Source organism: Streptomyces fructofermentans, assembly GCF_014651055.1.
GTDB lineage: Bacteria > Actinomycetota > Actinomycetes > Streptomycetales > Streptomycetaceae > Streptomyces > Streptomyces fructofermentans.
In genome coordinates, this window is the sequence record NZ_BMWD01000021.1 from 81,133 (window position 1) to 103,131 (window position 21,999).

The following is a 21,999-nucleotide window of genomic DNA, read 5'->3' on the forward strand; positions in this document are numbered from 1 at the left end:
GGAGATTCTGTGGACAACTACTTTGCGCGAGGCGGCAATTCGTCAACTTTGTCTCCATTGGCGTGAGATGCGGCAAGCGTGTCCATTCTCCTTGCGCACAGCTCCCGTTCGGTGGCCATCGCGACGAACTCGGCGGCGCCGGCGTGGCCAACGAGGGCCTCGACGGCTGTCATTGTCGACGCGGGCAGTGCCACCGTGCGGGTCTCGTCGACCGGTCCGACCGACTCGTCGGCGAAGAGGTGCCGCCGCAGGTGCCGCTGGGCGAACAACCGCATCGCGCGGGCGAGTTCGGCGTCCACCGTCTGGCGTGCCATCGGGCGCAACCGTCGTACGAGCTCCGCCGCCTCCGCGGTGTCGCGCCCGCTCGGCGGGTGCGGGCCGAGCCAACGGGCGAAGACGTGCTCGGTGGTGAACTCCAGGAAACGGGAGGCGATGTGCTCGACCTGCCCCCTCAACTCCCGCAGATGGCCGCCGATCGCGGCGAGTGGCACGCCCGCGTCGTACAACTCCGCCGCCACGGACAGTTCTTGGGGGCTCGGCACCAGGAAGACGTCCTCCTGGCCCGGAATCCTTTCGAGCACCCCGAGTTCGACCGCCTCGGCGACCGCCGTCTCGTCCGGCTCGCCGCCGAACCGCTCGTCCAGCTCGGCCCGCGAGATGCGGACGGCCTCCTCGTCCGTCCACGGCCCCTCGACCTCCGCAACCAGGCCGAGCACCCCGCCCAGACCCCGGCCCGCGTCCCAGGCCTCCAGCAACTCCTTGATGGACGACAGCGTGTAGCCCCGGTCCAGCAGGCCGGCGATCTGCCGGAGCCGGGTCAGATGCGTGTCCGCGTACACGTTGGCGCGGCCGCGGCGCTCGGGGCGGGGGAGCAGCCCGCGGTCCTGGTAGGCGCGGATCGTCCGGACCGTGGCGCCGCTGAGATGCGCCAGGTCCTCGATCCGGTACGCGACACCGGCCGACTCGTCCATCACGGTCCCCGCCTTCCCGAGTCCTGCGCCCCGTACCCGCCCGTACCCGCCCGTAGCATCCGCTGCCGACCGCTGCCGACCGCTGCCGACCGCTGCCGACCGCCGCCGGCCGACCCTCGGTGACGACTAGGAGATCGCCGCCCTGCCGATGGCCCCGGCCGCCGTGCGGGCGGCCGGGGACCGCGCCAGGTACTCGACCGCCCGGCGCATCGATCCCTCCTGGGAGGGATGGTACGAGCGCCGCAGATAGCGCGGCACGGCCGAGCCCAGCTCCTTCCACGTGGGGAGCAGGCCCTTGCGCACCGCGCGGTTGTGCGCGCCGAGCGAGTAGCGCGTCCCGCCCGCCAACTGCGGGTCGTGGCGCATGAGATGGGCGGCACCCCAGGCCCACAGGTAGGCCATCACGGGTGCCGTGACCGCCATGCCCGCGATCCTGCGCGCGTACCGGGGCAGGCCCTCGCCGCCGCAGTGCTGGTACATGTCGAAGGCGACCGCCCGGTGCTCGACCTCCTCCGCTCCGTGCCAGCGCAGCAGATCGAGCATGACCTCGTCGGCCCCGGCCCGGTCGAGCCCCTCGGCCGCCAGCACCCAGTCGCCCAGTACCGCCGTGAACTGCTCGATCGCCGCGATCACCGAGAGCCGGAACCGCAGCCACTCCAGCTCCGGCACGGGCGCGCCCAGCGGGGGCGTCTCGCCGAGGATCTTCCGGAAGAGGAAGTCGACGTACTTCGTGTACGCGGCCGTGTCCAGGTGCTGCGCGGCCAGGTGGTCCAGCACGTACGAGTGCTGGACGCTGTGCGTCGCCTCCTGCCCCATGAACCCCTTGACGTCCTTGAGGAGTTCGGGGTCGGACACCAGTGGCAGGCCTTCCTTGAAGACCTTCACGAACCACCGCTCCCCCGCGGGCAGCAGCAGATGGAGCACGTTGATCACATGGGTCGCGGTCGGCTCGTCCGGTATCCAGTGGAGCGGGGTCCGCTCCCAGTCGAAGGCCACCCTCCGGGGTGCGATGGGGTACTGGTCACTCACAGCGGCGGCTCCAACCGTGCGATCGCCCGCAGGGCCCTGGGCGTGAAACGGGACATGAGGCGTCCGCCGCGCGCCTCGGCGGTCACCGGCACCACGGCCTGGTTGCGCACGACCGCCCGCAGGACGGCCTCCGCCACCTTCTCCGGCGGGTAGTTGCGCAGGCCGTACAGCCGGGCGGACTTCCTCCGGCGGCGGTCCTCCTCCTCGGGGCCGACGCCCGCGAAGCGCGCGGTCGAGGTGATGTTCGTGTTGACGAAGCCCGGGCAGATCGCCGAGACGCCGATGCCCCGGCCGGCCAGTTCGGCGCGCAGGCACTCGCTCAGCATGAGCACCGCGGCCTTCGACGTGCTGTAGGCGGGCAGGCTCCGGGAGGGCAGGTAGGCGGCCGCCGAAGCGGTGTTGACGATGTGGCCGCCCTGACCGCGCTCGGCCATCTGCCTCCCGAAGAGGCGGCAGCCGTGGATCACACCCCACAGATTGACGTCGAGGACCTTCCGCCAGTCCTCGGTGGTGGTGTCCAGGAAGGGGCCGGCCAGTCCGATCCCGGCGTTGTTCACGAGGACGTCGACGACCCCGTACTCGGCGGCGACCCGCTCCGCCAGCTTCTCCATGGCCTGCTCGTCCGAGACGTCGACCGTCTCGGCCCAGGCCTCGGGGGCGCCGACGAGACGGGCCAGCTCCGCCGTGCGGGCCGCGCTCTGCGCGTCCCGGTCGACGGCGACCACGCGCGCGCCCGCCTCGGCGAAGGCGAGGACCGTGGCCCGTCCGATGCCGCTGCCCGCGCCGGTCACGAGCACGAGCTGCCCGCCGAATCGGTCGGCGTGCGGCCCGGACGCGGCCCGGGCCGTGGGGCGACCGCCCTCGGTCGCGACCACGAACTCCTTGATCCATGCGGCCAGTTGGTCGGGGCGGGTCCGGGGGACCCAGTGCTTGGCCGGGAGGGTCCTGCGCGTCAGCCGGGGTGCCCACAGTTCGAGTTCGTCGTAGAGGCTCTCGGACAGGAACGCGTCCCCGAGCGGGGTGACGAGCTGCACCGGCGCGTGCGCGTAGGCGTCGACGCGCGGCCTGCGCAGGCGGGGCCGTACGTTGTCCCGGTAGAGCCAGGCGCCGTGCGCCGCGTCCGTGGGCAGCGACGGTGTCGGGTAGTCGCCCCCGGGCACCTTCTCGAGGCGGCGCAGGATGCCCGGCCACCTCTTGCCGAGGGGGCCGCGCCAGGCGAGTTCGGGCAGCACGGGTGTGTGCAGCAGGTACACGTACCAGGACTTGGCGCCCTGGCCGAGCAGCTGGCCGATCCGACGCGGTGTCGGCCGGGACACCCGCTTCTTGATCCAGTGCCCGAAATGGTCCAGGGAGGGCCCGGACATCGACGTGAAGGACGCGATCCGCCCCTTCGTGCGCTCGACCGTGACGAACTCCCAGGCCTGCACCGAGCCCCAGTCGTGGCCCACCAGGTGCACCGGCCGGCCGGGACTGACCGCGTCGGCGACGGCCAGGAAGTCGTCCGTCAGCCTCTCCAGCGTGAACCCGCCCCGCAACGGCTCCGGGGCTGTGGACCTGCCGTGGCCGCGCACGTCGTACAGCACGACGTGGAAGTGCTCCGCGAGTCGCGCGGCAACCTCGGACCACACCTCCTTGGAGTCCGGATAGCCGTGCACGAGGACCACGGTCGGCTGCGCCGTGTCACCCAGCTCGGCCACGCACAGCTCGACTCCGCCCGTGCGCACCCAGCGTTCGCGCGCTCCCTGAAGGGTCACTTCTCCTCCGCCCAGCGCCGCACGTGCGGCACGTCGTCGTCCAGCCAGAAAGCGCTCTGCTCGGGGTCCGCCGAGTCGGTGACCACGAGGATCTCCTCGAACTTCGCGCCCGTGCCGCGGAATCCGAGATGCGGTTCGACCGCCCACAGCCCGGGTGCCGGCGGGTGGTCGGAGAACCGGTGGGGCGACCACAGCGGGGACCAGCCCGCACGGTGCCCGCGCACCGCGTCGGCCGCCAGCCCCCTGAGCGACTGCGTGCCGAACCCGAACAGGCGCGGCGACCAGCGCCGCTCCGCGACCCTGTCCACCTTGTGCGCGATCACCCCGAACGGGTACGCCCGGTGCCGGTTGGCGTACCCCTGGTGGGCCATGAGCCGGTCCACGTCCTCGTAGATCTCCCGCAGCGGCCGCCGTTCGCGCACCTCGCGCAGGATGAGGTCGCGGTGGGCCTCCAGATCGGCGAGGAGCCGGTCCTGCAGCGGGTTCGGCCCCAGTGAGCCGGAGTAGCCGATGTCCGCGGTGAAGCCCTTGTGGACCGGGGCCATGTCCAGGATGAACGCCATGCCCTCCTCGAGGCGCCGGCCGGTGGGGAAGAACTGGAGGGGAACCCTGAAGCCCGTGAACGCCGTGCGGTCCCCGAACCAGGCGAACGGCAGGTGGAACCAGTCCCGCACCCCGCGCCGGTGCAGCCAGTCGCGCTGCATCCGGGCCGCCCCGCGCTCGGTCACGCCCGGCGCGAGCTGCGCGGCGACCGCCTCCGCGCACTCGTACGCCAGGCGCTGCACCTCCCTGAACCCGCGGAGCTCCGCGCCGGTCGCACCCGGTGGGGCCACTGCTGAGGTCATGCCACCGTCCGTTCCAAGCCGACTGCCGTACGCGCCCGTAACTTGACACCGATGAATGTGACAATTGTTGGAGGCTGCGTCAATAGGCGTGCGCGGAACCTGTGGACAACGGAACGGATGGGGACAACCGAGGGCGAGTCCGGCCGGGCTCCCCACCCCGGCCGTTGGACCTCAGGGGGACCCCTACGGGCCCGTAATACCGCAGGGGGACGCCGATACAGCTCCCTGGTCTGACGACCGTTGTGGCCTGCGCCACTACCTTCGAAACGTGACTGTGATCGCGACCGAAAGCCTGAGCAAGCGGTTCCCCAGGGTGACCGCTCTTGACCGGCTCTCCGTGGACGTCGGACCCGGTGTGACCGGACTCGTCGGAGCCAACGGAGCCGGCAAGTCCACACTGATCAAGATCCTGCTGGGTCTGTCCCCCGCCACGGAGGGCCGCGCCGAAGTCCTGGGACTCGACGTCGCCACCAGGGGCGGCACCATCCGGGAGCGCGTCGGGTACATGCCCGAGCACGACTGCCTGCCGCCCGACGTCTCGGCCACCGAGTTCGTCGTCCACATGGCGCGCATGTCGGGCCTCCCCCCGACGGCGGCCCGTGAGCGCACGGCGGACACCCTGCGCCACGTCGGTCTCTACGAGGAGCGGTACCGCCCCATCGGCGGCTACTCGACGGGCATGAAGCAGCGGGTGAAGCTGGCGCAGGCGCTGGTCCACGACCCGCAGCTGGTCTTCCTCGACGAGCCGACCAACGGCCTCGACCCGGTCGGCCGCGACGAGATGCTCGGCCTGATCCGGCGCATCCACACCGACTTCGGCATCTCCGTCCTGGTCACCTCGCACCTGCTCGGCGAACTGGAGCGCACCTGCGACCACGTCATCGTGGTCGACGGCGGCAAGCTCCTGCGGTCCAGCTCCACGACGGACTTCACACAGCGGACGGCGATCCTCGCGATCGAGGTCACCGACACGGACGAGCACCCCGACGGCACCGGAGCGGTGCGCGACGCGCTCCGCGCGCGCGGGGTCGACACCCACGACGGCAGCGGCCTGCCCGGCGCGGGCCACGTCCTGCTGCTGACCGCGGAGAGCGAGGACACCTACGACCTCGTACGGGACGTCGTCGCCGATCTGGGCCTCGGCCTGGTCCGCATGGAACAGCGCAGGCACCACATCGCCGAGGTCTTCAAGGACCACGACGAGCAGGTCCTCAGGAACGGCGACGAACAGCGGAAGGAGGCGGTCGGCCATGGCGGTTGAGCAGCCCCCGGCACAGGCCCCCGCGCAGGCTCCGGCCCGCGCGGGCGAGCAGACCCGGATCCACAACATCGGCTACCGCAACTACGACGGCCCGCGTCTGGGCCGCGCGTACGCCCGCCGCTCGCTCTACTCGCAGTCCCTGCGCGGCTCGTACGGCCTCGGCCGCTCGGCCAAGTCCAAGGTGCTGCCGATGCTGCTCTTCGTGGTCATGTGCGTGCCCGCACTGATCATGGTCGCGGTCGCCGTCGCCACCAAGGCGAAGGACCTGCCCGTCGACTACACGCGCTACGCGATCATCATGCAGGCCGTCATCGCCCTGTACGTGGCCTCGCAGGGACCCCAGTCCGTCTCGCGCGACCTGCGCTTCAAGACCGTGCCGCTGTACTTCTCGCGGCCCATCGAGACGGCCGACTACGTGGGGGCCAAGTACTCGGCGCTGGCCTCGTCGCTGTTCATCCTCACCGCGGCCCCGCTGCTCGTGCTCTACGTGGGCGCGCTGCTGGCCAAACTGGACTTCTCCGAACAGACCGAGGACTTCGGACAAGGGCTCGTCTCCGTGGCACTGCTCTCCCTGCTCCTCGCCGGAATCGGCCTGGTCATCTCGGCGGTCACGCCCCGGCGCGGCTTCGGCATCGCGGCCGTCATCGCCGTGCTGACCATCTCCTACGGGGCCGTCTCCACCGTCCAGGCCATCGCCCACGAACAGGGCAGCACCTCGGCGGTCCCCTGGCTCGGCCTCTTCTCGCCCATCACGCTCATCGACGGCGTACAGACGGCCTTCCTCGGCGCGTCGTCCGCCTACCCCGGCGAGGTGGGTCCCTCGTCCGGCCAGGGCGTCGTCTTCCTCCTCGTCGTCCTGGGACTCGTCGCCGGCTGCTACGGCCTGCTGATGCGCCGCTACCGAAAGGTCGGACTGTGACCACGCTCACCATCGACCACGTCTCGCGCTGGTTCGGCAACGTGGTGGCCGTCAACGACATCACCATGACGATCGGCCCCGGCGTCACCGGCCTCCTCGGCCCCAACGGAGCCGGCAAGTCCACGCTCATCAACATGATGGGCGGCTTCCTGGCCCCCTCCACGGGCACGGTCACGCTCGACGGCCGGCCGACCTGGCGCAACGAGCAGATCTACCGGAAGATCGGCATCGTGCCCGAGCGCGAGGCGATGTACGACTTCCTCACCGGGCGCGAATTCGTCCTCGCCAACGCCGAGTTGCACGGCCTCGGCCGGAAGACCGCGCAGCAGGCGCTCGCCACGGTCGAGATGGAGTACGCGCAGGACCGGAAGATCTCGACGTACTCCAAGGGCATGCGGCAGCGCGTCAAGATGGCCTCCGCGCTCGTCCACGACCCGTCCCTGCTGCTGCTCGACGAGCCCTTCAACGGCATGGACCCGCGCCAGCGCATGCAGCTCATGGACCTGCTGCGGAGCATGGGCGACGAGGGCCGTACGGTCCTGTTCTCGTCCCACATCCTCGAAGAGGTCGAGCAGCTCGCCTCGCACATCGAGGTGATCGTCGCCGGACGGCACGCGGCCAGTGGCGACTTCCGGCGCATCCGCCGCCTGATGACCGACCGGCCGCACCGCTACCTCGTGCGTTCCAGCGACGACCGCGCGCTCGCCGCCGCGCTCATCGCCGATCCGTCGACGTCCGGGATCGAGGTGGACCTCCAGGAGGGCGCGCTGCGCATCCAGGCCGTCGACTTCGCGCGCTTCACGGCACTGCTGCCGCGCGTGGCCCGCGACCACGGCATCCGGCTGCTCACGGTCTCGCCGTCCGACGAGTCCCTCGAGTCCGTCTTCTCGTACCTCGTCGCGGCGTAGGAGGCCCACCATGTACGACCCCACAGTCGCCCGGCTCACCTACCGCGGCCTGCTCGGCCGCCGCCGGGCCCTCATCCTGGGCGCCCTGCCCGTCCTGCTCCTCGTCATCTCGGCCGCCGTACGGACCTTCACCGGTGCCGACGACCAGGTCGCCGCCGACGTCCTCGGCGGGTTCGCGCTCGCCACGATGGTGCCGATCATCGGCGTCATCGCGGGCACCGGGGCGATCGGCCCCGAGATCGACGACGGATCGGTCGTCTACCTGCTCGCCAAGCCGGTCAAGCGTCCGACGATCATCTTCACCAAGCTGATCGTCGCCATCGCCGTGACCATGGCGTTCTCGGCGGTCCCGACCCTGCTCGCCGGGCTGATCCTCAACGGCAACGGCCAGCAGATCGCCGTCGCCTACACGGTGGCCGCGCTGGTCGCCTCCATCGCCTACGCGGCGATCTTCCTGCTGCTCGGCACCGTCACGCGGCACGCCGTGGTCTTCGGCCTCGTCTACGCCCTGGTGTGGGAGGCCCTCTTCGGGTCGCTGATCTCCGGGGCCCGCACGCTGAGCGTCCAGCAGTGGTCGCTGGCGGTGGCCCACGAGGTGTCCGGAGCGGACCTGGTGACCTCGGACGTCTCCCTCGTCACGGGGACGGTGCTGCTGCTCGCCGTGACCGTCGCCGCCACCTGGTTCGCCGGGCAGAAGCTGCGCTCGCTGACCCTGGCCGGCGAGGAGTAGGCGCCCGGCGCCCGGGCGGCTCCACGCGCGCGTGACCCGTCACCGCGGGACCCGCGCGCGTGGAGCCCTTGCTTTTCCCGGCCGTCCGGCTTGAAGCGGGCCTTATCCGCGCGGCGGCACACTGGCCCGAGGGACGCACGGCTGGGAGGAACGGGGATGGCCGAACAGACACCGCGTGACGACGGACGGGATCCCGGCGGCGACGGGCGGGAGCGACCGGAGTCCGAGGAGGCCTGGGACGACCTGGTCCTGGACGAGGACTTCGTCCGGGCGGCCGGCACCGAGGAGCCGTCGGCGCGCGCGAGGATGCTCGCGGCGCGCTGGCGGAAGGGCGGGCCGGACCCGCAGCCGTGGCGCTCCGACGAACCGCCGGCGGGCTGGTTCTTCAGCAAGGCGCGCCGGCGCCGGTGGCGGCGCTCGTAGAGGTCACCGCCGTACCGTGCGCCCTTTATTCGGTGGCGGCAGCCACGGTGCAACCGGCACAGTGGTCATGTCCACGCCGCCGGTTCCACCGGCGCCGCAGTCCGGGAGAGGAGCGCGACGATGTCCACCAGTGGTAGTTCGTCGAGTTCCCGACAGGGCAGCCGGCGGCGGTCTCCGGAGTAGTCACTCCTCCGTCGAGCCCGCCCCGCAACGGGGAGCTGCCCGGGGCGGCCGCTTCGAGCGCGCACCTTGCGCGGGCCGCCCACCCGGAGGATTGGCCGAGCGGTAAGGCACCGGCTTGCTAAGCCGAGGTCAGGGTCTCCCTGCGCGCGTTCGATCCGCGCATCCTCCGCCAGACGTCCCGCACGCTCCCGATGCCCGATGCCCGATGCCCGATGCCCGATGCCCGGCGCACGGGCGGCGGGCATCGCGCGTATCCGCGCCGGTCAGGCGCGCAGCAGGCGCTCCAGGACGACCGCGATGCCGTCCTCCTCGTTGGAGGCGGTCACCTCGTCCGCCACGGCCTTCAGCTCGTCGTGCGCGTTCGCCATGGCCACGCTGTGCGCGGACCACGCGAACATCGGGATGTCGTTCGGCATGTCGCCGAAGGCGATCGTCTCGGCGGCCTTCACCCCGAGGCGCCGGGCCGCCAGGGACAGCCCGGTGGCCTTCGACAGGCCCAGCGGCAGGATCTCCACGATGCCCTCGCCGGCCATGACGACGTTGACCAGGCCGCCCGCCGCCGCCCGTGCCGCGGACGCCAGCTCGTCGTCGGTCAGACGGTGGTGCTGGATGTACATCTTGGTCAGCGGTGCCGCCCAGAGCTCGGCCACATCGGTGAACGGGACGGCCTGCAGCAGACCCCGCACCCGGTACCCGGGGCCCACCAGGACGTCGCCGTCGATGCCGTCGCGGCTGGCGGCCAGGGCCAGCGGGCCGACCTCCGCCTCGATCTTGGCGAGCGCCAGTCCGGCCAACTGCCGGTCGAGCGTCACCGACGTGAGCAGCCGGTGCGCGCCCGAGTCGTACAGCTGCGCGCCCTGGCCGCAGACCGCGAGTCCCTCGTATCCGAGTTCGTCGAGGATGTGGCGGGTCCAGGGGACCGCCCGGCCGGTGACGACCAGGTGCGCCGCGCCCGCCGCGGTGGCCGCGGCGAGCGCCTCGCGCGTACGGTCCGAGACCGTGTCGTCGGAGCGCAGCAGCGTTCCGTCGAGGTCGGTCGCGACGAGCTTGTAGGGGAACGCCCCGGCCGTGCCGATGGGCCCAGTGGTGCCGGTCACTTGGAGATCGGCTCCAGCAGTTCGCGGCCGCCCAGGTACGGACGCAGCACCTCGGGCACCTGTACGGACCCGTCGGCCAGCTGGTGGTTCTCCAGGATCGCGACGATCGTGCGCGGGACGGCGCAGAGCGTGCCGTTCAGCGTCGAGAGCGGCTGCACCTTCTTGCCGTCGCGCATGCGCACCGACAGGCGCCGGGCCTGGAAGCCGTCGCAGTTGGAGGCCGAGGTCAGCTCGCGGTACTTGCCCTGGGTCGGGATCCACGCCTCGCAGTCGAACTTGCGCGAGGCGGACGAGCCCAGGTCGCCGGAGGCCACGTCGATCACCTGGAAGGGCAGTTCGAGGGCGGTCAGCCACTGCTTCTCCCAGTCGAGGAGCCGCCGGTGCTCGTTCTCCGCGTCCTCGGGGGCGACGTACGAGAACATCTCGACCTTGTCGAACTGGTGCACCCGGAAGATGCCGCGGGTGTCCTTGCCGTACGTGCCGGCCTCGCGGCGGAAGCAGGGCGAGAAGCCCGCGTAACGCATCGGGAGCTTGTCGGCGTCGAGGATCTCGTCCATGTGGTACGCCGCGAGCGGGACCTCGGAGGTGCCGACCAGGTAGTAGTCGTCCTTCTCCAGGTGGTAGACGTTCTCGGCGGCCTGGCCGAGGAACCCCGTGCCCTCCATGGCGCGCGGACGGACCAGCGCGGGGGTCAGCATCGGGACGAAGCCGGCCTCGGTGGCCTGGGCGATCGCCGCGTTGACCAGGGCGAGCTCCAGGAGCGCGCCGACGCCCGTCAGGTAGTAGAAGCGCGAGCCGGACACCTTGGCACCGCGCTCGACGTCGATGGCGCCCAGCGCCTCGCCGAGCTCCAGGTGGTCCTTGGGCTCGAAGCCCTCGGCGCCGAAGTCGCGGATCGTGCCGTGCGTCTCCAGGACGACGAAGTCCTCCTCGCCGCCGACCGGGACGTCCGGGTGCACGAGGTTGCCGAGCTGGAGGAGGAGGCGCTTGGTCTCCTCGTCGGCCTCGTTCTGCTCGGCGTCGGCGGCCTTGACCGCCGAGGCGAGCTCACCGGTCTTCTTCAGCAGCTCGGTGCGCTCGTCGCCGACCGCCTTGGGGATCAGCTTGCCGAGCGTCTTCTGCTCGGAACGCAGCTCGTCGAAGCGGACGCCGGACGACCTGCGCCGCTCGTCGGCGGAGAGGAGGGAGTCGACGAGGGCGACGTCCTCTCCACGGGCGCGCTGCGACGCACGCACACGGTCGGGGTCCTCACGGAGCAGGCGAAGGTCAATCACCCCGCCAGGCTACCGGTGCGGGGTTCGGGCTCACGACCCGGTATTCCGGTTCCGCCGCGCATGCGGCGTTGCCGGAGAAATGTCGAAGCGTGGCAATGCGTGTCAATAAAGGGGATTCGGACCCCTGGAAGGGGGTGGGGCGGGCCGTCCGGTTGACTCGACTTCCTTGTGGGGGAAGGGACTTGGAGCGGTCGGGGGGCGGCCTTGTCCACAGGAATCCACTATCCCGAGAAGTTATCCACAGGCTGTGTGCAAGATCTGTGGACATCGGAAGTGATCATTCCGAATGTCGTCCGAAAGTCGCGCGCCGAGTGAGGAATTCCTGAGTCAAACCCCTCTCACACGCACTTTCGAGTGGAAACGCATCCCTTCGAGGGGTCGATCCATGGAAACGGATGGGCGAAGGGTGACCAGTCAGGCTGTGGACGCAGTGGCCCTCCAGGGGGCGATTTGTCGACTGAGTCATACTTCGTTGTCGACTTGTCCCCAGGTCGAGAGCCGACCTGTGGATAACTTCTGTGGATGGAGACTATCTGCAGGTAGGACAGACGCCACGCAGGGCACGCCGCCCCGGGGCCGCGCCTCGCCGCACCGCCGCGTACGCCACACCGGGGCCGCGCCTCGCCGCCGCACCGCCGCGCACGCCGCACCGCCGCGTACGCCGCACCGCCGCGTACGCCGCACCGCCGCGTACGCCGCACCGCCGCGCACGCCGCGCCGCCGCGTACGCCGCACGCCTCACCGCAGCCGCAGCGGGCGCACGCCCCGCCCGGCCCGCACCACCGGCGTACGCCTACCGCTGGGAGAGCCCGGCGTCGGCGTACCGCCTAGAGCAGGAAAAGCCCGGCGTCGGCGTACCGCCTACCGCTGGGAGAGCCCGGGCGGCCGGCAGCCCGACGAGGGCGGGCCGGGGGTCAGAACCGTCCGTCCTGGCAGCGGGCCAGCCAGTCCGAGGCCGCCGAGAACTCGCTGTCCGAGGTCCCGGCACGCGGCGCGCGGACGTCGGCGAGCCCGACCCCGGCCCGCGGATAGGAGCCGAGGAACCGCACCTGGGGGCAGATCCGCTTCAGGCCCATGAGGGCCTCGCCCACCCGGCGGTCCGCGATGTGCCCCTCGGCGTCGATGGCGAAGCAGTAGTTGCCGATGCCCTCGCCGGTCGGCCGTGACTGGAGCAGCATCAGGTTGACGCCCCGGACGGCGAACTCCTGGAGCAGTTCGAGCAGCGCACCCGGGTGGTCGTCGCGCTGCCAGATGACCACGGACGTCTTGTCCGCGCCCGTGGGGGCGGCGGGCCGGGCGGGCTTGCCCACGAGGACGAAGCGGGTCTGCGCGTTCTCCGCGTCGTGAATCCCGGTCTCCAGGGGCTCCAGCCCGTACCGCGCGGCGGCGAACTCGCCGGCGAAGGCCGCGTCGTAGCGCCCCTCCTGCACGAGGCGGGCGCCGTCCGCGTTGGAGGCCGCCGACTCCCAGACGACGTCCGGGAGGTTGTTCCTCATCCAGTTGCGCACCTGCGGCTGCGCGGCCGGATGCGCGGTGACCGTCTTGATCCCCGAGAGCTTCGTACCGGGCCTGACCAGCAGCGCGAAGGTGATCGAGAGCAGGACCTCGCGGTAGATCATCAGCGGTTCGCCGACCGCCAGCTCGTCGACCGTGGTGGTGATGCCGCCCTCGACCGAGTTCTCGATGGGTACGAACGCCGCCTCCGCCTCGCCCGCCCGGACCGCGTCGAGCGCGGCGGGCACCGACACCATCGGGACGAGCTGCCGGGTGGCCGTCTCCGGGAGAGTCCGCAGGGCGACTTCGGTGAAGGTGCCCTCGGGGCCGAGATACGCGTAGCTGGCTGGCATGGCCTCACCCTAATGGGCCTGCCGGAACGCGGCCGACCCTTCCGGTGGGCGGTCACCCCGGCGGTCGGACCTCAGCCCTCCAGCAGCCTCTGCCCGACGTACTCCCCCTTCGCGGCCCCGCCCGGAACCGCGAACAGCCCGCTCGCCTCGTGCCGCACGAACGCCGACAGGGCGTCGCCGCGGTCGAGTTTGCGCTGCACCGGCACGAAGGCCCGCAGCGGGTCCGCCTGCCAGCAGACGAAGAGCAGGCCCGCGTCCGGGACCCCGTCGCCGTCGATGCCGTCGTGGAAGGAGAACGGCCGCCGGAGCATCGCGGCACCGCCGTTCTGGTCGGGCCGGGTGATGCGGGCGTGCGCGTTGACGGGGACGGCCGGGCTCCCGTCGGGGCCGAGCTTCTCCAGGTCCATCGCGGTCCTCTCGGAGCCGCCGGACAGCGGCGCCCCGTCGGACTTGCGCCGCCCGATCACGGCCTCCTGGTCCTTCACCGACAACTGCTCCCAGTCGTCGAGGAGCATCCGGATACGGCGTACGACGGCGTACGAGCCGCCCGCCATCCAGGCCGGTTCGCCCGCCGCCGGCACGAATACCCGGCGGTCGAAGTCGGACTCCGCCGGCTTCGGGTTGCGGGTGCCGTCGATCTGGCCCATCAGGTTGCGTGCGGTCATCGGGTGGGCGGTGGCCCCGGGCGACCGGTTGAAGCCGTTCATCTGCCAGCGCACCCGGGCCGCCGCACCCGCGTCCTTCTGGATCGCGCGCAGGGCGTGGAAGGCGACCAGGGCGTCGTCCGCGCCGATCTGCACCCACAGGTCGCCGTCGCTGCGGTTCCTGTCGAGGTGGTCCGAGGAGAAGTCGGGCAGCGGGTCGAGGGCGATCGGGCGCTGCTTCTCCAGTCCCGTACGGGCGAAGAACCCGTGGCCGAAGCCGAAGGTGACCGTGAGGGACGACGGTCCGGCGTCGCGTGCCACGTCCGTGTCGTCCTGCGCCGCGGCCTCTCCGGCCATCAGCAGCCGGGCGGTGGTCGACCAGCGGCGCAGCAGGGCGGCCGCCTCCTTGCGGCCCGAACCGGCCGTCAGGTCGAACGCGACGAGATGGCCGCGGGCCTGCAGGGGCGTGGTGATGCCCGGCTGATGGCTGCCGTGGAACGGCACCTGGCCGGAGCCGAGCGAGGCGAGGGCGGCGCCGCGGTCCGCGGTGGGCGCCGCGGCGTATCCGGCGGCGCCGCCGGCCGCGCCGAGCGCCAGCCCGGTGGCCCCCGCGGTGCCGAGCAGCCGGCGCCGTGAGACGGAGCCGTGCGGGCGCGACTGGGGCGACGGCACGTCACGGGAGCCGCCCGGGCCGGACGCGGCCCCGCCCGGGGCACCCGAGGAACCGCGGGCGGTACGGGCGGCGGAGGAGCCGCCGGCACCCGGGGAGCGCTCGGCCCCCGGAGGGCCGGACGCGTCCGGTGGCGACGTCTGCGGGGTGGACTGTTCGGGCATGGTCGGTTCAGCCGATCTGAGCGTTCTTGTCCACGGTCACCTGGTCGATGTCGGACGTGCGCACGGTCACCGCGATCGTCCAGCTTCCGGCCATCGGGATCTGCACCCCGTCGGCCGTCCAGTGCCCGGTGGCGATGTGGTCGGGAACCACGGGCAGGGGACCGATGTCCTTCGCCTCCAGTGTGAAGGCCACCTTGATCTCGGGGACGTCGAAGGCCTTGCCGTTCGGCCGGTCCACGTAGACGTGCATCTCGTTGCCGCCCACGCGGGCCGGATCGAGTTCCACGCGCGCGACGCCCTTGCCGTCCCGGCCGCCGGTGTCGAACGGTATGTCCAGGGACAGGGCCCCGGTCTGCGGTGTCACGGCGGCGGCGGTCGCGGCCCTGGCCTCCTGCTCCGTACGGCCCGGCTCGGTGGACGTGAGCGCGGTGGTGACGGCCAGCAGGACCACGGCGACACCCGCCTCGGCGAGCACCGAGCGGCGCAGCCCCGTGCGGAGCGGATCGGCGTCGCGCAGGCGCTTCTCGGCCGCCGAGGCCACCGCGGCGCGCTGCCGGGCGAGTTGGGCGGCGCGCTTGCCGTCACCCCCGCCCGAGCCGGCTTTGGGCTTCGCGCCCTTCCGCGTCCGGGCCGACGCGGCACCGACCGGCGTACGCACGGCCTCGGCGGCCCGCCGCTCGGGCGCCTGCACCAGCCGGGCGGTCCAGCGCCGCGACATCCACGCGATCCCGACCAGCACGACGACGAGGCCGATCTTGACGAGCAGCAGCTGCCCGTACGTGGTCTCCGTGAACGCCGACCACGAGCCGAGCTGCCGCCAGGACTGGTAGATCCCGGTGGCGACGAGTACGGCCACGCTGCCGAAGGCGAGGCGCGAGAAGCGGCGTACCACCGGCGCGTCGAGCGAGGGCGCCCGGAAGAGCGCCACGAGCAGTGTGGACAGACCGCCCAGCCAGACGGCGACGGCGAGGAGGTGGAGGACGTCCACGGGCATCGCGATGCCCGCCTGGAGGCCGGTCGAGGCGTGCTCGGCCATCGCCCAGGTGGCGGCCAGCCCCGCCGCCACGACGAAGCCGCCGATGGCCAGCCCGAAGGCGAGATCGCTCTTCTCCTGGCTCTCGGTGCTGTCCGTGCTGTTCGTGCTGTCCGTGCCGGCGGTGCTGTCCGTGCCGGCCGCGGTGCCTGTGCCGCCGTCGGTGGAGCCGGCGCCCGGAGCACTGGTGTCGCCGGTGCCGGTGGCGTTCTGCTCGCCGGTTCCGTCGGCCCGGACTCGCCTGTCGTACGCGCCGAAGAGCACGGCCACGAACAGCGCGGCCGCGGCGAGCAGGAGGAGCCGCGAGACCAGCGCAGCTCCGGTCTTGGTCTGGAGCACCTGGCTGAGCAGGGCCAGGTCGAAGATGTCCCCGACCCTGCCCGAGCCCGTGTAGGAGCCGCGCAGCAGCAGCATGGCGAGCGTGGCGCCGGTGAGGGCCAGCCACCCGGAGACGACGAGGCGCTGCACCGAACGCGCCCCGGCACCCCTCGGCCAGCAGGCCAGCACGAAGGTCGCGCCGCCGACCAGGAGGATGAATCCGCCGTACGAGACGTAGCGGGCGAAGCCGTAGAGCCCGCCGACCACTCCGCCGCCGGCCGTCTGGTCGGACAGGGCGACGGACGTCGTGGAGGGCGCCCCGATGGAGAAGGTGAAGGCGCCGGAGACGGGGTGGCTGTCCGCCGACACCACCTGGTAGGTGACGGTGAACGTGCCGTCGGGCAGGCCCGCGTGCAGCTTCACGGCGTACGTGTTGGCGCCCTGGTCGGCGGGCGCGCCGGTGTCGACGCGCTTGCCCTTGGGGTCCAGCACGCGCACCGCGCCGTCGGACACCGCGACACCCTCGGAGAAGGTGAGCGACACCTGGGCGGGCGCCTCGTCGACCACCGCTCCCTGCCGGGGGTCGCTCGCGGTCAGCGCGGCGTGCGCGGAGACGGGTGCGGCCCCGGCGAGCAGCGCGCCGGTGACGGCGAGGAACAGCAGCAGCAGCGTCCGGACGCGGGGAGCGATGGTCGAACTCAAGGTGGTCCCTCCCTCAGTGGTGCGACTTCGTGGACGCCGCGGGCCGGTAGGTGGCCGACTTCACCGGCATCTCGACGTCGATCGGACCGGACTTGGTGAAGTGCAGCTCCAGGCTCACCCTGTCGCCCTCCTTCGGCCGGCGTTTCAGCTTCTCGAACATCAGGTGGTCGCCGCCGCTCTCCAGGACGAGCCTGCCGCCGGCGGGTACGTCGAGGCCGTCGGCCTCCGACATCGCCTGTCCGGAGGTCGTGTGCAGGGTGACCTCGCCCGCGACGTCGCTGGTGACGGAGGTCAGCCGGTCGCCGTCACCGCCCTTGTTGGTGACGACCAGGAATCCCGCCGCCATGGAGTCGGAGACGGGCTGCGGCATGTAGGCGGCGCCGACGGACAGTTCGGGTCCGGACTCCCCGGAGTCCGAGCCCCCGCAGCCCGCCAGGGCCAGGGCCGCCGCCATGACGAGGGCGCCCGCGGACACCGTGCGACGCGTCACGGCTTCTCGCCCCTGATCAGCTCGGGCAGGTCCTCGGTGTAGTCGTCGACGGTCGCGTCCTCGCCGTACAGCACGTATCCGCCGTCGGTCTTCGGGTTGAAGGCGATGACCTGCGTGCCGTGCATCGAGACGACCTTGCCGTCCTTCTCCTTCTTGGGCGCCTCGATGGAGATGCCGAGCGTCCGGGCACCCGCCTGGATCGTGGCGAAGGAGCCGGTCAGGCCGACGGCGTCCGGGTCGATGCCCTTGAGCCACTTGCCGAGCGCCGAGGGGGTGTCCCGCTCGGGGTCGGTCGTGACGAACACGATGCGCAGCGAGTCCTTCTCGGCCTGCGACAACCGCTTGTCCCGGTCGAGCTGCTTCTTGGCGACGGCGATGTTGTTCATCGTCAGCGGGCAGACGTCGGGGCAGTTGGTGTAGCCGAAGTAGATCAGCGTCGGCCTGCCCGCCGTCTGCTCGCGGAGGTCGTACTCCTTGCCGTGCGTGTCGGTCAGCACGAGGTCGGGCTTCTCGAACGGCTTGTCGAGAACCGTCGCGGCCCTGTCGGAACCGGTCTCGGCGGACACCTCGGCGACGGCGTTGCCGCTGTCGTCACCGCTGCCGCAGGCGGAGAGGGTCAGTGCGGCCGCGGTGAGCAGTGCGGCCACGGCGTACGTCTTCTTGCGCATAGGAAAATGTCCCAGATGTGAGATCTCCGGCCCGCACCGGGGGCGTACCGGACAGGTACGGCCCCCGGTGCGTACCGGCGGGGTGCGTGGGCCTCAGGCGGTGGTGCGCCGACGGCCGGCGACCACGCCGAACGCCACGCCCGCCACACCGACGACGATGCCGACGACGCCCAGCACACGGGCCGTGGTGTCGCTGCTGTCGGCGGACGCCTCGGTGGTGGAGGCGGCGGCCTTCGCGTCCTTGGCGTGGTCTTCCTCGGCCTTCTCGGCCTCGTCGGCGTCGTCGGAGCCGGCCGCGGCCCCGTGGTGGCCCTCCTCGGCCGCCGTCAGCGCGAGGACCGGCGCGGGGGCCTCGGGCTCCTCCTCGCCCTTCTCCTGGGTCTCGATCCAGCGCACGACCTCCTTGTTGGAGTACGTCTGGATCGCCTTGAACACCAGCTCGTCGGTGTCCTCGGGCAGCGCGCCCAGGGAGAGCGGGAACTTCTGGAAGAAGCCGGGCTGGATGCCCTTGCCGTCGGCGGTCCAGGTCACCTTGGTGACGGCCTCGTCGATCTTCCTGCCGTGCAGGTCGAGCGGCTTGTCGAGCTTCGACTTGGTGACCTTCACGGTCCAGCCGGCGACGGGCTGCGGCATGACCGAGGCGAGCGGGTGGTCGGCCGGGAAGTTGACTTCGAGCTTGGTGGTCGAGGCGTTGTCGCGCTCGTTCGGCACCTTGAAGTTGACCGTCGCGTAACCGCCCTTGGCGGCGGTGCCCTCGGGCTGCACGCTGACGTGCGCGAACGCGGGGCCGGAGAGGGCGAGGGCGGCGGTGGCGGCGAGGACACCGGAAACGGCGACGCGGGAAGCCTTCATGGCTGGAGACACTCCATTTTCAGCACTGGTTCGGCGAAAGTTTCGGGGGTGCGCGTGCGCGGGAACGGGCACGCGCGCGTGCCGCACGACGGCACCCCCGGGGAGTGGTACGTCCGGAAGGGGTGTGTCGTGTCAGGCGGCGAGGTCGAGAGCGCCGAGGGCGGGCGGACCGCGCCGGACGACCGAGTGCTGAAGAGCGGCCGCGCGCAGGACCGGCACCGTGCACTCCGCGGCGCGTGGTGCCCGCGGTACCGCGGGGGACGTGCCCGGGAGGCCCGCCAGTAGTGCGCGGACCAGCGCGAGGGCGCCGCGCAGGTGGACCAGCGCCGCCCCGGCCACGCCGTCGGCGGAGAGCCGCAGCAGGCGCCGCACCGCGACGTCGCCGCGGCGCAGCAGCCACCCGGTGGCCACGGCCGCGAGCACGTGCAGCAGCACCATCGACAGTGACGGCAGCGCGGGGACCGACGACATGGCGTCACCGGAGGCGCCGGCCGGCAGCGCGCCCGCCTGCCCGTGCATGGCGTGCGAGGTGTCCGTGCCGCCCGCACCGCTCGTGTCGAGCCGTGCGTCGGCGAGGATGCGCTGGGCCTGTGCGGGGCTGAGCGTGGCCACCGAGGCGCCGCACACCAGCCGGGCAGCCCGGGCCACGAGGGTCGGGTCGGGCCCGCCGGCGGCCGCGGTGGCCGTCGTGCCGTGCTGCCCCAGCCCGAAGAGCGTGTGCAGCAGGGTCTGCCCGAGCGCGAGGAGCGCGGCGATGCCCGGCAGCGAGCGCTCGCGGCCGGCGAGCGGTGCCACGAAGGCGAACACGGCGAGGAATCCGATGCCGAGCGACCACAGCGGAACCGTGGCGCACGATGCGATCGCATGACCGGCCGCGGCCAGCACGACGCAGACCGCGGTGAACACCGCGGCCCTGAGGACCCGGAGATCACCTCCGGCGCGCGCGGGCTGGTGGGGGGCAGTCATGGCGGGCTCATCATCGCACTGGGCCCACCCGCTCCATACGGCAGGTCCACAAGATGACGTACGGCCCGGAAGATCACGTTCTGGCCGCGGTCGTCCGCACATACACCGGCCGATCGCCCCGGCACATCCCCCGTATGGGCGCCATCACGTCGACAACACGCTTACATCCGGGTCCTGGCGGCAATACGTAACGGTATGTCGAGCCGCAGCCAGGAGGCTGGAGCATGAGCATCTGGTGGTCCCTCCATCTCCGGCGTGACGCGGCGAGCGTGCCGCTCGCCCGGCGCCTGCTGCTCGGCACGATGGAGTCCGCGGGGGTGGATCCCGACATCTCCTACGACCTCTCCGTCGCGCTGAGCGAGGCCTGCGCCAACGCCGTCGAGCACGGGGGCGAATCCGTCCGCGGCGAGTTCGACGGGGCCTACCGGGTCACGGCCTACCTCGACGGGGAGACGTGCCGGATCGAAGTCGACGACTCCGGTCCCGGCTTCCCGGCCGGGAGGAGCCGCGCCACCGTCAGGACCGCCCGCTGCGACGCCGAGAACGGCCGGGGCCTCGGCCTGATCGAGGAACTCGCCGACCATGTCCACATCGGCAACAAACCGGGCCGCCGCGGCGCCGTGGTGAGCTTCGACAAGATGCTCAAGTGGCGGGAGGACACCCCGCTGGTCGCCACGTGACGCCCGGCCGCCGCTGAGGCCCGGTCCGGGACCCGCCCCTCCGGCACCCCGCCGGTGGGGTTCAGCCGACCGGTGCCAGGGGCCCGACCCCGGGCACCGCCGACCGGGCGGACGTCGCCCGGCGCACCGCCGGGCCCATCGCGTACGAGGCCGCGGACACCAGGGCGCCGAGGAGCAGCCACCCCGGAACCCCCCATCCCACGAGCAGTGCCGTCAGCACCAGCGGGCCCAGGGTGCGCGCCACCGTCACCCCCGTGCCGAAGAAGCCCTGGTACTCGCCCACGCGGTCGGCGGGAGCGAGATCGAAGGACAGCTGCCAGGAGCCCGCCGACTGCTGCATCTCCGCGACGACCTGGAGCACCGCGCCGACCGTCAGCAGGGCCACCGCCACCAGGGGCGAGCCGCCGCCCGACAGCGCGAACACCGCGCACGACGCCCACATGACGAGGCCCGAACGCCGTATGGCGCGGGTGGCCGACGCGGGTCCCGTCACCCCGCGGGCCGCCCGTACCTGGAAGAGCGTCACCGCCGCGGTGTTGAGCACGAACAGCGCCGAGACCGTCCAGGCGGGAGCCGCGGTGCGTTCGGCGATCCACAGCGGGACGCCCAGCGTCAGCAGCGGCATCCGCAGCAGCAGCACGGTGTTCAGGAGCGTGACGACGACGTACGGCCGGTCCCGCAGCACCCCCGCGGCCGAGTCCCGGCCCCGCCCGGGCGTCCGCACCCCCGTCCGCGGCCGCCTCCCCCCGGGACCGGGGCGCCGTTTCCGTCCGAAGGGCCGCCGGCGCCCGTGCCCTTCGACGGCCGCCACGCGCGCGTGCGCGGGAGCCACGGACGGCAGCCCCAGCAGCACCGCGGCGCACAGCGCGAAGCAGGCCGCGTCGAGGGCGAACACCGAGAGGTACGCCGTCCGCGTCCCCGCGTGCAGCGCCAGCCCGCCGAGGCCCGCGCCCACCGCCAGACCCGCGTTGAGCGTGGACTGGAGGCGTGCGAGCAGCCCGGTCCGCTCCCGGCGGGGGACCAGCCCGGCCAGCAGAGCCTGCCGGGCCGCCGCGAGCCCCGACTGCGCGGCCGCGTACGCGCAGGCCGCGAGCACGAACGGCACGAAGCCTCGTACGACGAGGAAGGACGCGACCGAGAGCGCGGTCGCGAACGCCAGCAGTACCGATGTGCCGCGCGGCCCGCGCCGGTCGGCGAGCCGTCCCAGGGGCACGCCCACCACCGATCCGACCGCCCAGGCGAGCGTGAGCCCGAGCCCCACGCGCGCGGGGGCCAGCCCGACGACACGGGTGAAGTAGAGGGCGGACGTGACGTAGAAGGCACCGTCCCCGACGGAGTTGCTCAACTGGGCGAGGGCCAGGACGCGTCGCGGTCCGGCGGACGGTACCGGCCGCCCCGCCCTCCCGGCGGCCCGGGCAACCCCGACGGACCGCACGGCCCCAGGGGCTCGGCCGGCCCCGTCGGTCCCCTCAGCCGCGTCAGCGCCGGTGGCCCCGACGGTCCCCGGCACGTTCCCTCCGGCGGTGGCGCCGCCCGGCGTCTCACGATGCGTCATGACCGCGACGCTACGG

The 21,999-nt window shown here is 72.4% G+C and carries 20 protein-coding genes and 1 tRNA gene; 7 read left to right on the top strand and 14 right to left on the bottom strand.

From position 1 onward, the window contains the following. Nucleotides 1-17: 17 nt before the first annotated feature. From IE265_RS26065 to IE265_RS26080, 4 genes are all read right to left on the bottom strand, one after another. On the bottom strand, nt 18-971 hold the full coding sequence (locus IE265_RS26065) for a MerR family transcriptional regulator (protein WP_190038199.1): 954 nt from the start codon (nt 969-971) through the stop codon (nt 18-20). A 126-nt stretch (nt 972-1,097) separates the two neighbouring features. Further along, nucleotides 1,098-2,000 (bottom strand): metal-dependent hydrolase, encoded by a 903-nt coding sequence (locus IE265_RS26070; protein ID WP_190038123.1) that lies wholly within the window; start codon nt 1,998-2,000, stop codon nt 1,098-1,100. Beyond that, a complete protein-coding gene (locus tag IE265_RS26075) occupies nt 1,997-3,754 on the bottom strand; it encodes an SDR family oxidoreductase (RefSeq protein WP_190038124.1) in 1,758 nt (585 codons plus the stop codon). Before IE265_RS26075 ends, IE265_RS26070 begins: the two co-directional genes overlap by 4 nt. Next, nucleotides 3,751-4,599, bottom strand: a complete 849-nt coding sequence (locus tag IE265_RS26080) for a M24 family metallopeptidase (RefSeq protein ID WP_190038125.1) — start codon at nt 4,597-4,599, stop codon at nt 3,751-3,753. The genes IE265_RS26075 and IE265_RS26080 overlap by 4 nt, the downstream gene beginning before the upstream one ends. 274 nt (nt 4,600-4,873) lie before the next feature. On the opposite strand from IE265_RS26080, the gene IE265_RS26085 reads away from it, so the two are divergent. From IE265_RS26085 to IE265_RS26110, 6 genes are all read left to right on the top strand, one after another. Beyond that, on the top strand, nt 4,874-5,860 hold the full coding sequence (locus tag IE265_RS26085) for an ABC transporter ATP-binding protein (protein ID WP_190038200.1): 987 nt from the start codon (nt 4,874-4,876) through the stop codon (nt 5,858-5,860). Further along, nucleotides 5,850-6,779: an ABC transporter permease subunit gene (locus IE265_RS26090; RefSeq protein WP_190038126.1), complete on the top strand. Its 930-nt coding sequence runs from the start codon at nt 5,850-5,852 to the stop codon at nt 6,777-6,779. The genes IE265_RS26085 and IE265_RS26090 overlap by 11 nt, the downstream gene beginning before the upstream one ends. Beyond that, the gene (locus IE265_RS26095; protein WP_190038127.1) at nt 6,776-7,687 is read left to right on the top strand and encodes an ABC transporter ATP-binding protein; all 912 of its coding nucleotides are present in this window, start codon (nt 6,776-6,778) and stop codon (nt 7,685-7,687) included. Before IE265_RS26090 ends, IE265_RS26095 begins: the two co-directional genes overlap by 4 nt. A gap of 10 nt (nt 7,688-7,697) precedes the next feature. Beyond that, complete coding sequence (locus IE265_RS26100) at nt 7,698-8,417, top strand: ABC transporter permease (protein WP_190038128.1); 720 nt, start codon at nt 7,698-7,700, stop codon at nt 8,415-8,417. Nucleotides 8,418-8,573: 156 nt separating this feature from the next. Beyond that, the gene (locus tag IE265_RS26105) at nt 8,574-8,840 is read left to right on the top strand and encodes an SGM_3592 family protein (RefSeq protein WP_190038129.1); all 267 of its coding nucleotides are present in this window, start codon (nt 8,574-8,576) and stop codon (nt 8,838-8,840) included. A 268-nt stretch (nt 8,841-9,108) separates the two neighbouring features. Then, nucleotides 9,109-9,195: transfer RNA gene (locus IE265_RS26110), tRNA-Ser, on the top strand. A 91-nt stretch (nt 9,196-9,286) separates the two neighbouring features. Here the strand turns inward: IE265_RS26110 and IE265_RS26115 are convergent. The 9 genes from IE265_RS26115 to IE265_RS26155 form a co-directional block, all read right to left on the bottom strand. Further along, nucleotides 9,287-10,120: an HAD family hydrolase gene (locus IE265_RS26115; RefSeq protein ID WP_190038130.1), complete on the bottom strand. Its 834-nt coding sequence runs from the start codon at nt 10,118-10,120 to the stop codon at nt 9,287-9,289. Then, nucleotides 10,117-11,394, bottom strand: a complete 1,278-nt coding sequence (gene serS / locus IE265_RS26120; protein WP_190038131.1) for a serine--tRNA ligase — start codon at nt 11,392-11,394, stop codon at nt 10,117-10,119. The genes IE265_RS26115 and serS overlap by 4 nt, the downstream gene beginning before the upstream one ends. A 914-nt stretch (nt 11,395-12,308) precedes the next feature. Beyond that, a complete protein-coding gene (gene pheA / locus IE265_RS26125) occupies nt 12,309-13,241 on the bottom strand; it encodes a prephenate dehydratase (protein WP_190038132.1) in 933 nt (310 codons plus the stop codon). A 71-nt stretch (nt 13,242-13,312) separates the two neighbouring features. Continuing rightward, entirely contained in the window at nt 13,313-14,719 is a 1,407-nt protein-coding gene (efeB, locus tag IE265_RS26130) for an iron uptake transporter deferrochelatase/peroxidase subunit (protein WP_229916531.1), read from the bottom strand. Nucleotides 14,720-14,726: 7 nt separating this feature from the next. Next, complete coding sequence (locus IE265_RS26135; RefSeq protein ID WP_190038133.1) at nt 14,727-16,772, bottom strand: copper resistance CopC/CopD family protein; 2,046 nt, start codon at nt 16,770-16,772, stop codon at nt 14,727-14,729. Nucleotides 16,773-16,785: 13 nt separating this feature from the next. Beyond that, complete coding sequence (locus tag IE265_RS26140; RefSeq protein ID WP_190038202.1) at nt 16,786-17,226, bottom strand: copper chaperone PCu(A)C; 441 nt, start codon at nt 17,224-17,226, stop codon at nt 16,786-16,788. A gap of 32 nt (nt 17,227-17,258) precedes the next feature. Beyond that, nucleotides 17,259-17,930 carry an SCO family protein gene (locus IE265_RS26145; protein WP_190038134.1) on the bottom strand — a complete coding sequence of 224 codons (672 nt, stop codon included), beginning with the start codon at nt 17,928-17,930 and terminating at the stop codon, nt 17,259-17,261. Nucleotides 17,931-18,023: 93 nt separating this feature from the next. Then, nucleotides 18,024-18,782, bottom strand: coding sequence for a YcnI family copper-binding membrane protein (locus IE265_RS26150; protein WP_190038135.1), 759 nt, complete (start codon nt 18,780-18,782; stop codon nt 18,024-18,026). Nucleotides 18,783-18,914: 132 nt separating this feature from the next. Then, nucleotides 18,915-19,748: a hypothetical protein gene (locus tag IE265_RS26155; protein ID WP_190038136.1), complete on the bottom strand. Its 834-nt coding sequence runs from the start codon at nt 19,746-19,748 to the stop codon at nt 18,915-18,917. A 224-nt stretch (nt 19,749-19,972) separates the two neighbouring features. Between IE265_RS26155 and IE265_RS26160 the strand changes: the two genes are divergently transcribed. After that, the gene (locus IE265_RS26160; RefSeq protein ID WP_190038137.1) at nt 19,973-20,428 is read left to right on the top strand and encodes an ATP-binding protein; all 456 of its coding nucleotides are present in this window, start codon (nt 19,973-19,975) and stop codon (nt 20,426-20,428) included. Between the two features lie 61 nt (nt 20,429-20,489). Here IE265_RS26160 and IE265_RS26165 read toward each other — a convergent pair whose 3' ends face one another. Continuing rightward, complete coding sequence (locus IE265_RS26165; RefSeq protein ID WP_373303017.1) at nt 20,490-21,773, bottom strand: MFS transporter; 1,284 nt, start codon at nt 21,771-21,773, stop codon at nt 20,490-20,492. Nucleotides 21,774-21,999 lie beyond the last annotated feature (226 nt).